Genomic DNA, 11,790 nt, shown 5'->3' with positions numbered 1-11,790 from the left:
AATTTACTCACGCAGAAGCGCAAACAACATGTCAACTTATAGTTAAAGATTCATTAACATTTAGTTGTTATTACCTTATACCAAACCAAAAAAAACAAATAGACTCAGTTAGTTAGACATTAGTCGTAGAGTAGGTCGACTAGTATTAGACTCTGTAGATAGTGGGTGTCTGGTTATTTGTAGTCCCTTAATTTCTCCCACGTTATGCACTGATAGTGATAGAATCTCCGCATTAGAATTATCGAGAAACTAGGTATTTATAAACAATGTTTATCCATCACGTAAATGGCATCGACTGGCTGGTAATTACAGCCTTTGAAGAACTGAAAACTATGTTTATCGAAGATGCAGGCCCAATCCCAGCTTACTTTTCTACCGCTAGCGAGTTGAGCCTGATTGATCAAGCCAAGCGTAGCTATGGATTTCTGCCTACACTCCGCGGTGTGATCACTGATACCGGCACGTACCAAAGTAAAGATCTTGAAGAAGATTTGAACCCACAGCTTGCGTGTATCGTTGAAGGGCGTGGTCGGGTTTTTGTCTATCACGGCGACTACGTGGCTTTTGTCGATGACGAGCAAACCTTCATTACCCGTATGGACTGAGAGTGATTCAGTGAGTTGAGATCGGCGAGTTGGTAAATCGGCGAGTTAGCCCACCTAGAATTTAAACTAAAGGATTAATACGATGGCAAAAACGATCTCATTGGTACTTGGCAGTGGTGGCGCAAGAGGCTTGGTGCACGTTGGAATCATCCGTTGGTTAATGGAGCATGGCTATCAGATAAAATCCATCTCTGGCTGTTCAATTGGTGCACTTATCGGTGGTGTCTACGCTGCGGGCAAGTTGGATGAATTTGAAGAGTGGGTCACCAGTATCGACCAATCGGATATGGCTATGATGTTGGACTTTTCATGGCAATCGAGCGGGATGTTCAAAGGGGACAAGATCATCGACACACTACGTGAGTTGATCGGCGAGATTTCAATTGAAGATCTGCCCATCCCTTATACCGCCGTCGCTGCCAACGTCGCCGATGAAAAAGAGGTTTGGCTGCAATCAGGCTCTCTTTTTGATGCTATTCGCGCCTCTATCTCTTTGCCACTGTTCTTCACACCTCATGTTATCAATGGAGAAGAGCTCATTGATGGCGGTGTACTCAATCCCGTACCGATAGCGCCTACCTTTGGAGACAATACAGACGTTACTCTGGCTGTGAACTTAGGTGGTGAACCTGAAATGGTACAACAGGAAGTGAACCCTGCTTCTTTACCTGCGAAAGAGGGCAACTTGCACGACAAGGTCGTCCACTTTATCGATAATCTAGGTAGCAGTGTAAAAAGCAAAATGAGCTTTAACTTTGCAGCCTACGACATTGCCAACCAAGCGTTTGATGCGATGCAATCGACCATTGCTCGCCAAAAATTGGCCGCTTACCCCGCCGATATTACGCTTGAGATCCCACGCAATGCCTGTGGCACCTTAGAGTTTGATCGCTCACAAGAGATGATAGATAAAGGCTACCATTTGGCACAGACTAAACTGGGTAACCGACTTTAATGGTTAGGTCGCTGATTTTTATTGTGTAGGTCACTGACTTGACGAAGAGGGTATTTATGCAAGCTGAACTCAAACAACTTGAACTTAACGATCTGGTGGCAACAAAAGATGTCATCGTGCTCACCAGCGTGGAAGAGCAGGCTATATCTTGGCTAACAAGTTACTATAAAAAAAACGTTGCTATTCAGATTATCGAGAACGCACACCAATTAGATACCGAAGCGATTTTAACGCAATGTCGAAACAGCCTGAGTGAAAGTAAAAAGGTGATACTTACCGCGCAGTTTCGCAGCCAACTGCCTATCATCAATCTCGCTTCACTTTGTAATGAGCAGCGCAAATCATTGATCAATATTGAGTTGTCGGGCTGGGATGAAGAAAATCGCCTTCCTCTTTCTTATAGCGGTTTCTAGTTAACTGCATTCGCTATATAGCAGCCGTTTTAGGTAGCAGACAATGTAAGAGCATCACTTCAAATGCCTGCCGCCATCAAGGTGCAAAGTTCTTCCTGTCATGTAGTGACTGGCCAACACAAACTTGATGCCATCTATTATTTCCTCAAAGCCCGCTTCTGTCGGAATCAGAGCTTTCTGCAGAGCTTTGATTTTGTATGCTTCATCGTCATGTTCATTGAACTTAATCATGGCTGGAGAGAGGGTGTTTACTTTCACCTTGGGAGCCAGCATCGCTGAAAAAGACAATGTCAGGTTGTTGAGTGCAGCTTTACTGGCCGCGTAAGCAATGTGTTTTTTACTGCCTTTTTCCGCAACGTAATCACTGATGTGGATAATGTCTGACGTTTTATCGCCAGACATCAGTTGGTCTTTGAGTGTTAAATTGAACAGATAAGGCACGGTGGCGTGAATCGTCATCATCTGATGCATGATTTGTGATGAATTTTCACAGGGATTGTTTTTGTTCTCAGGTTTCCAGTCTGAAGCGTTATGTATGATGGCTCGAAGTGTCTTATATTCTTGACCAACGTAGTGAAGAAAGCCCTCTAGGCTACTTTGTTGATAAAAATCTACCTGCTGCAAGTCGGCTCCACTATCGCGCAACAGTTGCAGTTGAGGGAAGTCGCTGCGGTAGGTGCCAACTACTTTGTATCCATCCGCTAAAAGTTGCTGCGCCAGTGCGAAGCCGAGTCGCTTTCCCACGCCGGTTATTAGTATCGTTTCACTCATCGTAAAAACTCAGCTCTAGTTTGAGGGTTAGTTTTGAAAATACCACCGAGCGCGGTTGTTGAGGTTTCAGAGTTTGCATCCATGACGCCTCTGGATTTAACGCAATAGTGCGTGGCTTTAATCGTCACGGCCACGTTTTCTGTTTCCACTAGAGTCTGTATCGCGACTAGGATTTGCTGAGTAAGGCGTTCTTGTACCTGAGGACGCTGAGCAAAGAATCGGACGATACGGTTGATTTTAGACAGCCCAAGAATCTTGTTTTCAGGGATGTAGGCTACTTCCGCTAAACCATCAATAGTAATGAAGTGATGTTCGCACGTAGATGTTAAGTCGATATCCGATACCATAACCATTTCATCAACCGACATTTTATTTTCTATAACAGTGATTTTCGGGAAGTTATCGTAATCGAGCCCTGAAAATATCTCATGGACGTACATCTTCGCAATGCGATGAGGTGTTTCAGCAAGGCTGTCATCGGTTAAATCCAGTCCAAGCGTACTGACAACTTCCGTCAAAAGTCCTTTAATGCGGTTGTACTTCTGGTTGGGATTCATTTCGCTCGGTGTCATTGGAGTTTCAAGTCCTCTTGCGAGCAAAGCTTCTCTTACTTTTTCGGCTTCTGTATTTAGCATGACGCACTCCTTATGAATTATTGTCGTTGTCTGCTTCATAGCTAAGCGTTAGCGAAACAGAGTCGGCAAAACGTAGCGCATGAGGCTTGTCGATTCTCACTTGAGCGTATTTCACCCATGGATGATCGATACAAATGCCGAGTACGTCGCTGGTTAACTTCTCCAAAAGCAGAAACCTTCCGGATTCGACATGTTGAATGATCTTCTTGCAGATGTTTTTGTAGTTAAGCGCGTTGTCCACATCATCAGAGAGGCAAAGGTTATTAGCGGGGTAGTGGATTTCTGCATTGATGACGATGTCTTGCTGCTTGGACTTTTCTTCTTCGTTGAAGCCAATGAAGGTTCTTAGTCTCAGGTTTGTAATGGTGATAATGGCGTTGTGATTCATAACAGTGTCCAATCCTTAGAAAGTGAAGTCAGTTACGTGCTTGTTTTAAGAAAAGATCAGTAAAGCTCAGGTGATTAAGAGTTCAGTCGCTCCTTTAGCCGTTGTTCCTGTTGCAGCCGTTCTTTTTTCAGTCATGTAGAGGCTAGGTGAAACTGATATTGAAAGGGATGGGTTTGGTTTTCTGACTTAACTGATCGAAGCTTTCCCAGAGCTGCTGATATGAGATGTCTAGAGTGGGGTGCCGTTGTTGTGCGGCAATATCGACTAACGGCCTGAGCACAAAAGCGTACTCGGTGATTTCACCTCTAGGCAGCTCTACGCCATCAATAACGCCCACTTGATTACCATAAAGAAGGATGTCGATATCCATAGTGCGTGAAGCATAGGCTTTGGTCTGACGCTTGCGATCGTTCTCTGATTCGATTTGATGTAGAACCTGAACCAACTTTGCGACAGATAGGTCACATTCAAACCCAACGACTAGGTTAAGGAAGTTGTCCCCCACAAAACCGACTGGCTCGCAATCGTAGAAATTAGAAATGTGCAGCGGTGCAAAGCGGTCGTTCAATGCTTTGAGAGATTCTGTGACGTGGTGTTCGCGGTTAATGTTGCTTCCGATGCTGATGTAAACGTTGGCCATAGTTTTCCTTCCTTTTAAGGAGCCTATACGTCTAACTCGCAATGAAGATCAGCTATGTTTCCTTCTTAGAGGCACGAAGATAAAAAAAAATACGGTTCTGCCGCAAATTTTGCCTGTTTTGAGTCAGAACAAAGGGAACTTGTGAGCTAGAAAGTGCCACGAGTAAAAACTCAGCCTACGAAGGTTCTGGGCATAAATGAACTACAGCTTCCCCCTAAATTTGCATTTACTAGAAAGCTAAAGGTAAATGAAAAAGCCCAAACAAAGGATTGGGCTCAATTCAATAATCATGAAACCATTGTCATGGTGGTTATATTCCGATTAATTTCCCCAGATTTGGCTTACAAACTCTGGATGGTCAATAAACGGATTACGATTCCCTTGAAAATCATGTACCGCCTTATTTCGGTCGATTTCTTTTTGGCTTACTGGATCTTCAGAATGCCAACGCTTTAGCATAGTAAGTAGCCAAGGTTCAAAAACGGTTGTATTGGTTCCATCCAGAACGGCATCAGAGCTTGTAGAGTTCCCTTCCCAATTAGCGATTTCATTTTCATAGCGTGTTGCCATGTAGAAATATGCTCTTGCGAAATCACCTTTAAACTCATCAATTGGCTCAAAAACCGTACCTGCATAACCAAGAGAGTTTGCTGCACTGCCTAATTTAGAACCATTGCTTGATGTGTATGTTGCACTACTTACCTCACCAAATGGCCAATTACTGCGTTTCGAGTTAACGTAGCCGTCAGTGGCAAATAAATGGTGCCCGTCAGAGTTCATTGGCTCGACTTTTCCACCAAACCAGCTTTTCGGGAATGAGTGCTCACGGTTGTAGCAATCACCTTCTTTGCTGTATTGACCACATTGATCGACCACCTTAGTAAATTGGATTGAATCTGAGCCTGAAGGTTTCTCCGAATACATATCGAGAATCGACCCATCAGTGTCATAGTATGCGTCTAGGTCAGCCTCAGACACCAACGTCCAAATAGCGGTGTAACCCTGACTACTATGATTATCAATAATTTGATATAAGGCCGTTTTTAACGAAAAGCCCACTTTGCCTTCAGCGTCTTTGTAATACTCACCTAAAACTGGTGGTTCAGTTGGTGGTGTAGTTGAACCACCAACCGTAAATTCTGTACTCTGACTTGCTTGGAAATCACCACCAGACGCCACAACGGTTCCGTTTACCGACAAACTGTATGAACCATTCCCCACACTGCAACACATTCCATCTCCATAAGAGTCTGAGACTTCTAGGATGTAGCTACCATCCGCTAAACACATTTCCACTTCATTGATGGTGTTATTTTTATAGTCTGAACCAGAATAAAGAGTTTGAGAAACTGAGTTTTTGAGAGACCAACTGGTTTCAGAACCATAGTTATCCGTCACTAGCGTGAGTGCGGCACTTGTGTCATTGCAGCTTTGTGTTGGTGGAGTCTCCGTAGGCTGAAAGTTATCTAAATACACCACTTCCGAACCATCAAAACCTGCATCATCATAAAATCGTACGCCCACAACGATATCTTTGGTGCTCGTAGCACTGTACGAGTGAGTCAATGCTTGCCACTGATTCGTTAAACCATTATTCGAGTAACCTAAATAGCCATCAACAAAAAGGCGAGCTTTCACGTTGCCTTCCGTGTGGTAAACATCGACAGAGAAATCATAAGTTTTCCCTTGTTCAACACGTATCGTTTGAAGAAAATCGGTATTACTTTGAGTACTTGTATTCACTGTTACTTGTGCAGAGAAACTGCCGTTATTAACAGGAACGCTAGAGGGTGAAACTGCAATGCCGGAGTCAATCACACTCCATCCAGATGGTACATTTCCTTCCCAACTTTCGAAACTTCCATTTTGCATTTGCGCATGCGCACTCGCTGAACAAAGTAATGCAACGCCACTTAGTGTTATTATTCTATTTATCATATAACCTTCTGTTTAATCGGATAAAAACCAACTAAGCTTAGAAAGTAATCAAAAGATGAATGGAGATAAACATCACATTTATAAATGTAAGTAACATTACTTTTATTAATATATGTGATGTAAGGCAATGTGATATCGGCCTGTCTAATGCTTTCACACGCTAGATTATTGAAAAAAGGTTCATCTTGGCTTTCAGGGGAAAGTTGCGATGAACCCAAAATAAGCACTTATCCACAAGCCCTGCCTACAGTAAATGTAACCTCTACTAAAGCCTGAAGAAATACCCAAGTTATCGCTCTCGAGTTTGTTAGGTGTTTTAAAGGGCCGAACATCAATTAGACTTTTCAATAAATTTCCACATATACGTAAGAAACTATGGGGAAATCACTTTTGGGCTAGAGGGTATTTTGTCGATACGGTCGGTGTGAATGGAGAAGTCATTCGACGATATGTACGACACCAAGATAAATAGGACATAGTGTATGAACAACAACTGCAGTTATTTAAGAGCTGATAGCGTGGATGCCCACTTCTAGGGGGTTATAAAGCAAAACCGCCTTCTATGAAGGCGGATATTTTATATGATGATTATTGGACGCCTTACAAACAGCTAAACCTAAAACTATCGTTTAAATCAAGGGGCAAGATTAGGGTACTAAATTGGTTGTCCCGAGATTCTTGGCATATTGCTTCTCTCTCACTAGAGCTGTTGACATACTTATCTAAGTATTCAGCTGTTAAAACGGGCTTGCCGTGATTAATAAAAGGCAGCAGTGCATCACATTCGCTGTACTCAAAACATTGTTCGTTAACAGCAAAGTCAAAGTACTCGACCAGTTCACTTATTTGGTCAAGGTCATTCTTTAATCCAACCGCAAGGCCTCTTTTATGCGCCTCGTTTGCAATAAATCGATTGTATGCGAGCTGATCTTGAGACGTCAGATTGAACCCAGATTTATTGGTGTACCCATCCATGTTATCAGGCTCAACACCATCACAACCTTTGTTCTTGGCAATATCCAGACGTTTTTTCATGATTGAATGAACGTTATCCGAACGAATATCAAGCCAGCGCTCATCAGCCCAGCCATCAAGCGTATTTCCAAGCGTGTTTGGCAAGAAGAGGTCTTTATCATCTCGGTAATTCTCATAAGATCCGGCTGAAAAGTAACACACCACTTTTATTCCTGATTGTTGTAAATTTTGTATTGTCGTATTTCTCGTATCAAAAAGGTCTACATCATAGAGAGCAACAGAATAAGAGGTGTTTAAATTGCCTTCTAACTGCCATTGCCATGTGACTGAAACAGGGGGGCGATACCAAGAACCGGCTGAAATAGGGGCTACATTCGGTTCAAGAATAACTCGAGAGTTTGAATTATTAGACGGTTCTCCATCATCACTCGAATTACAGCCAGAAAGAATGACAGCACAAAGAGTAACTAATAAGTATTTCACGCTTCTCTCCATTTGATTGATTTGGTGAATGTATTTTATAAATTAATTCTCATCAATAATTGTTTTTCTATTGGGTGATTTGTTGCCAAGAAAAAGTATTAATAACCCTCTACGAGAAAGAGGTTGGTGGGTTAGAGAGTTAGCGACTTTGAAATGTAGATAAAAGGTAGTGCTATTTATATTGCATAAATAATACAGAGCAAACGACGGCTAGCTTGCTCTATTTACCTTTTTTATTAGGTTGAGGTAACGAGAAAGTGCGTCCACTAAGTCTGACTTAATCAGCGGTTTAGTTAACACTTCATTTGCGCCTGCTTCAATGAAAGCTAGAGTTGATGTTTGCATGATATCGGCAGTCCAGCCAAAGATAACAAGATCATTATGACCAGCTTGTCGTATTTTTCGAACTGTTTCTAAACCATTCATTTTCGGCATATGGTTATCAATAATGACTAGGTTGAAGCGACCTGTTTCCAAGTGTGTTAAAGCCTCACAGCCACTATTGCAAGTAACGCACTCAACGTTTAATTTATCTAAAAATCCTTTGGCGATGATAAGGTTCATTTTGTTGTCATCGGTTACTAGAACTTTAAACGGAGTGAGGTCGACTTCTTGCGTTGTTGTTATTTTCTCATCCTCAGACGCAACCGTTGGTAGGTCGATAACAAAACTAAAGCGGCTTCCTGTACCCAGTTCACTTGTTACATGGAGCTGTCCGTTCATCAAAGTCACAAGCTTGTGACAAATTGCTAATCCAAGCCCAGTCCCGCCATAGTTCCTTGTCGTAGATAGATCGGCTTGCTCAAACTCATTAAAGATGGAGCTCAGCCTACTATTTGGGACCCCGATGCCGCTATCCTCTACAGCGAACTCCATCGCAGAACCGCCTAGAGGTTTGATAGTGACGTTGATTGAGCCACTTTCGGTGAACTTAAGTGCATTTCCGACTAAATTAAGAATGACTTGTCGGATTCGGACGGAATCGCCATTGTATGAGAAGGCGGCATCGCTATCATCAAGCAAAGAAAACTCAATGCCTTTTTCTGAACACAAGGTTTGATACGTGTTTAATACGGGGTTAGTTATGTTGGACATTTTGAATGGATGCGGATCAATCTCTAAACTGTCATTTTCGATTTTAGCTAAGTCTAAAATGTCATTAAGAATAGCGATTAAGTGCTCGCCTGAGTCAAGCGCTAACCGGAGCACTTCTCTCTGCTCTTTCTTCTCCAAGTCGTCGACAAGCATTTGTAGAATACCAAGTAAGCCGTTCATCGGAGTTCTAATTTCGTGGCTCATTGTCGCCAAAAATAGTGATTTTGCATTATTCGCTTGGTGCGCTTTATTTACTTGATCTTCTAATTTCAACTCAAGCTTCTTAAAATCTGTAATATCGCGTTCAATCGCGATAAAACGTTCAACTTCACCTTTCGCGTTGCGCAAAGGTACGATATCAATGTCGATCCAATAGGCCGTTTTGTCGATGGAATAATTCAATATTTCAGCTTTAACTTGATCACCTTTGTGAATAGCTGAACCTATCCTGCGTGCGGTATCAAGACAAGTCTCTTCCCCTTGCAAAAATGAGCCTGGTTTTAGCCCTTTTACGGAATCTAAGCGATAGCCTGTCATTGTCTCAAAAGCACTGTTTACCCACTCTATGCGCCCTTTCTTATCCGTTATAACAACACCATCTCTAGCCGTTTTGACTACTGTTGCTAGGAGGTGACTTTCACGTTCTTGTTCTGCTAATCGTTTGTTCGACTCTTCAAGTAGCTTCTTCGACCCTTCTAATTCTCTGTGGGGGTTAACGAATAATTTTTGTCCCATCAAAAAAACAAAAATAGAGCTAATTACTAATACAATTAAAAGGCCATTCAAAAGATCCTTTTGTAAGCGTAACAACTGATTATTAACAAAAGAACTGCTTACCCCTTGAGTTAATACCAAACCGCCTCTGGTCAAAGCCGTTTGGGTTAAGAGCCACTCTTCTTCATTGTATTTATTTTTCGCTATGGTGTGTGAATGGTGGCTATGTGCATGTGTCTCGTCCGTTTCAGTGAGAGAAGCAACAGGGGGAACTATTTGACTAAGCTCGTACCAACGCTTTCGATTCGTTACAAATGAACCAAAGAACTCATCATAATCGACTGCCGTTTCACCATATAAAACCCCCTTAAAATCTCCAGCTTGATACAACGGCATAAATAGCTTGATACAAATATGGTTAGCATCATCATGCAAAAGGTACAAAATGCGCTCATCTACTTCTTGATTAGCCATTGCCATAAAGATGGTTTGTTCTTGCTTTGACGCGGGGTGGCGAAATGTATCTTCAAACAACAACTGACCTGTACGATCTCGTACTGCAAATTGCATCGATTGGTTCTGGCCTTTGAACCGTTCCAGGTGAAATGAGAGTCGCTCTATATTTGAGCTTGATACAGCATCTATTACTCCTTGATACTGGGAAGCCAAAATAATACGGTCTTCTGCAACCTCTAGGTACTTCTCCATGAAAATTTTGGCAGACTCAAGCTCAAAACGGCTGTTACCGCTTTGCAGTTGCTTAACGGTCGACTGGCTGTGATTAGAGAGGACATAAAGTGAAATGCCACCATACGTCAAAGACGTAAGCAAGAGAAAGAGTACAAGCACACTTTGGGGCTAATTGAAGATAGCTTGGTCATGCTTTAATGACTTCCATGTTATTCTCGGAGTTATATGAAAAATATAGGATAGATAGCTTCTTTAAGAGCAGATTAATTAAATTCGTAGAATAAATACTTAGACAGAATGGGGATGGTATTTTTTAATTTCCGACTAACGGACTCTCTGAGGTATGCTCAAACTTTAAATCACAGGTCAAATTCACTGCACGACAGCAGCCACGAGCTAGGCGGTTAATTTTTGTGTATAAAGTACTTATCTTGTTGAAAAAAACACCCCAAATACCTATGTTTGAGATAGGATAATTATCTGCAAGGTTTTTTTACATGAATATAGCTCCTATCAACGTTCTATTTGTTTGCGTCAAAAAAGGCGTAAGAGCTGCTATTGCTAAAGCGATTGCCGAGCAGCAATCTAATGGGGTGATACACGCTAGCTGCTGTGGTTTTGAGCCAGGAGTAACCCCTAAAGTTATCTTAGACGAATTGTCTAACTTACTTGATGTAACGATAAAGACCGAAAGCAAAACTGTTTTTGAATACAAAAGGACAAATGAAAACTTCGATTACGTGATTACACTATGTGACCAAATAAGTAATGAGCAGTGTGACTTGTTTGTTGAATGCGTAAACGTGGTTTGTTCACACATACCAAATAGGCTTCACTGGGCAATCCCCAATCTCGGAGCCGCCATAGAATTATCTGGTCATGACAGAACCGTGTTTGTCAAAGAGGTTGTAGACCAAATAACTCTTGAAGTAGCGCAGCTATTAGAAAGTACTCAAGCACAAGGTCAAAAGCCATTTTTGCTTACTTAACAGCGACTTTACTTACCTGACTGGCAGTTTCGTTTTTGCCTTTACCTGCCCAAACGCGAAGCTCGATTCAATAGAAGCGATATTGGGCAGGCGGGTTAATTGCTTGCGGATGAACTGCTCGTAGCTTTTGAGCGATTCGCTCACCACATGCAATAGGTAGTCGTGATTGCCTGTCATCAGAAAGCACTCTAATACTTCATCAATGGCTTCAATGTCGAGCTCAAAGTCTCGCATGTTCTCTTCTGTCGGCTTTTCAAGCTTTACCAACACAAACACATTAACCGGCAGGCCACACGCTTCTTGATCGACACTGGCGTGATAGCCACGAATAATCCCTTGTTTCTCTAATGCTCGAACTCGACGCAAACAAGGAGAGGGCGACAGTGCCACGCGATCGGCCAGCTCTTGATTCGTCAGCCGAGCGTTACTTTGCAGTTCAGCCAGTATTCTTTTGTCGATTTCGTCCATTGGCATATTCCATCAATATCGAATTATATTC

The 11,790-nt window shown here is 42.2% G+C and carries 12 protein-coding genes and 1 pseudogene; 5 read left to right on the top strand and 8 right to left on the bottom strand.

Features of this window, described 5'->3' with window-relative positions; all coding sequences use genetic code 11:
* Nucleotides 1-266: 266 nt before the first annotated feature.
* The 3 genes from ATB74_RS17320 to ATB74_RS17310 all read left to right on the top strand — a co-directional run bounded on the left by ATB74_RS17320 (nt 267) and on the right by ATB74_RS17310 (nt 1,973).
* Nucleotides 267-605 (top strand): hypothetical protein, encoded by a 339-nt coding sequence (locus ATB74_RS17320; protein ID WP_061019258.1) that lies wholly within the window; start codon nt 267-269, stop codon nt 603-605.
* 82 nt (nt 606-687) lie between these two features.
* Complete coding sequence (locus tag ATB74_RS17315; RefSeq protein ID WP_060981789.1) at nt 688-1,560, top strand: patatin-like phospholipase family protein; 873 nt, start codon at nt 688-690, stop codon at nt 1,558-1,560.
* Between the two features lie 56 nt (nt 1,561-1,616).
* Nucleotides 1,617-1,973 carry a hypothetical protein gene (locus tag ATB74_RS17310; protein WP_061019257.1) on the top strand — a complete coding sequence of 119 codons (357 nt, stop codon included), beginning with the start codon at nt 1,617-1,619 and terminating at the stop codon, nt 1,971-1,973.
* Nucleotides 1,974-2,027: 54 nt separating this feature from the next.
* On the opposite strand, the gene folM is transcribed toward ATB74_RS17310, so the two are convergent.
* From folM to ATB74_RS17285, 5 genes are all read right to left on the bottom strand, one after another.
* Nucleotides 2,028-2,744 carry a dihydromonapterin reductase gene (gene folM, locus ATB74_RS17305; protein WP_061019256.1) on the bottom strand — a complete coding sequence of 239 codons (717 nt, stop codon included), beginning with the start codon at nt 2,742-2,744 and terminating at the stop codon, nt 2,028-2,030.
* A complete protein-coding gene (gene folE / locus ATB74_RS17300; protein ID WP_061019255.1) occupies nt 2,741-3,379 on the bottom strand; it encodes a GTP cyclohydrolase I FolE in 639 nt (212 codons plus the stop codon). Before folE ends, folM begins: the two co-directional genes overlap by 4 nt.
* A 10-nt stretch (nt 3,380-3,389) precedes the next feature.
* Complete coding sequence (gene folX, locus ATB74_RS17295) at nt 3,390-3,767, bottom strand: dihydroneopterin triphosphate 2'-epimerase (RefSeq protein ID WP_017102704.1); 378 nt, start codon at nt 3,765-3,767, stop codon at nt 3,390-3,392.
* Nucleotides 3,768-3,909: 142 nt separating this feature from the next.
* The gene (folK, locus tag ATB74_RS17290; RefSeq protein WP_061019254.1) at nt 3,910-4,407 is read right to left on the bottom strand and encodes a 2-amino-4-hydroxy-6-hydroxymethyldihydropteridine diphosphokinase; all 498 of its coding nucleotides are present in this window, start codon (nt 4,405-4,407) and stop codon (nt 3,910-3,912) included.
* A 321-nt stretch (nt 4,408-4,728) separates the two neighbouring features.
* The gene (locus tag ATB74_RS17285; protein WP_061019253.1) at nt 4,729-6,345 is read right to left on the bottom strand and encodes an endonuclease; all 1,617 of its coding nucleotides are present in this window, start codon (nt 6,343-6,345) and stop codon (nt 4,729-4,731) included.
* A 283-nt stretch (nt 6,346-6,628) separates the two neighbouring features.
* Between ATB74_RS17285 and tnpA the strand changes: the two are divergent.
* A pseudogene (gene tnpA / locus ATB74_RS23895) lies at nt 6,629-6,817 on the top strand (IS200/IS605 family transposase); the annotation flags it as partial.
* 128 nt (nt 6,818-6,945) lie between these two features.
* Here tnpA and ATB74_RS17280 read toward each other — a convergent pair.
* Both ATB74_RS17280 and ATB74_RS17275 read right to left on the bottom strand, forming a co-directional pair.
* Nucleotides 6,946-7,803 carry an endo alpha-1,4 polygalactosaminidase gene (locus ATB74_RS17280; protein WP_061019252.1) on the bottom strand — a complete coding sequence of 286 codons (858 nt, stop codon included), beginning with the start codon at nt 7,801-7,803 and terminating at the stop codon, nt 6,946-6,948.
* A 210-nt stretch (nt 7,804-8,013) separates the two neighbouring features.
* Nucleotides 8,014-10,320, bottom strand: coding sequence for a PAS domain-containing hybrid sensor histidine kinase/response regulator (locus tag ATB74_RS17275; RefSeq protein WP_244270925.1), 2,307 nt, complete (start codon nt 10,318-10,320; stop codon nt 8,014-8,016).
* 479 nt (nt 10,321-10,799) lie between these two features.
* Between ATB74_RS17275 and ATB74_RS17270 the strand changes: the two genes are divergently transcribed.
* Nucleotides 10,800-11,291, top strand: a complete 492-nt coding sequence (locus ATB74_RS17270) for an arsenate reductase (protein ID WP_061019251.1) — start codon at nt 10,800-10,802, stop codon at nt 11,289-11,291.
* A gap of 12 nt (nt 11,292-11,303) precedes the next feature.
* On the opposite strand, the gene ATB74_RS17265 is transcribed toward ATB74_RS17270, so the two are convergent.
* Nucleotides 11,304-11,759 (bottom strand): Lrp/AsnC family transcriptional regulator, encoded by a 456-nt coding sequence (locus tag ATB74_RS17265; RefSeq protein ID WP_061019250.1) that lies wholly within the window; start codon nt 11,757-11,759, stop codon nt 11,304-11,306.
* Between the last annotated feature and the right edge of the window lie 31 nt (nt 11,760-11,790).

The sequence above is a fragment of the Vibrio splendidus genome, assembly GCF_001557875.1.
Lineage (GTDB): Bacteria > Pseudomonadota > Gammaproteobacteria > Enterobacterales > Vibrionaceae > Vibrio > Vibrio splendidus_F.
Note: the sequence above shows the minus strand (reverse complement) of the source record. Positions and strands in the feature narration are given on the sequence as shown.

What these genes read in the sequence shown, in the direction of transcription:
- folE (WP_061019255.1), bottom strand. Translation starts at nt 3,379, where the DNA reads ATGCTAAATACAGAAGCCGAAAAAGTAAGAGAAGCTTTGCTCGCAAGA.
- ATB74_RS17275 (WP_244270925.1), bottom strand. Translation starts at nt 10,320, where the DNA reads ATGGAGAAGTACCTAGAGGTTGCAGAAGACCGTATTATTTTGGCTTCC.
- ATB74_RS17320 (WP_061019258.1), top strand. Translation starts at nt 267, where the DNA reads ATGTTTATCCATCACGTAAATGGCATCGACTGGCTGGTAATTACAGCC.
- ATB74_RS17315 (WP_060981789.1), top strand. Translation starts at nt 688, where the DNA reads ATGGCAAAAACGATCTCATTGGTACTTGGCAGTGGTGGCGCAAGAGGC.
- folX (WP_017102704.1), bottom strand. Translation starts at nt 3,767, where the DNA reads ATGAATCACAACGCCATTATCACCATTACAAACCTGAGACTAAGAACC.
- folM (WP_061019256.1), bottom strand. Translation starts at nt 2,744, where the DNA reads ATGAGTGAAACGATACTAATAACCGGCGTGGGAAAGCGACTCGGCTTC.
- ATB74_RS17265 (WP_061019250.1), bottom strand. Translation starts at nt 11,759, where the DNA reads ATGGACGAAATCGACAAAAGAATACTGGCTGAACTGCAAAGTAACGCT.
- ATB74_RS17285 (WP_061019253.1), bottom strand. Translation starts at nt 6,345, where the DNA reads ATGATAAATAGAATAATAACACTAAGTGGCGTTGCATTACTTTGTTCA.
- ATB74_RS17270 (WP_061019251.1), top strand. Translation starts at nt 10,800, where the DNA reads ATGAATATAGCTCCTATCAACGTTCTATTTGTTTGCGTCAAAAAAGGC.
- ATB74_RS17310 (WP_061019257.1), top strand. Translation starts at nt 1,617, where the DNA reads ATGCAAGCTGAACTCAAACAACTTGAACTTAACGATCTGGTGGCAACA.
- folK (WP_061019254.1), bottom strand. Translation starts at nt 4,407, where the DNA reads ATGGCCAACGTTTACATCAGCATCGGAAGCAACATTAACCGCGAACAC.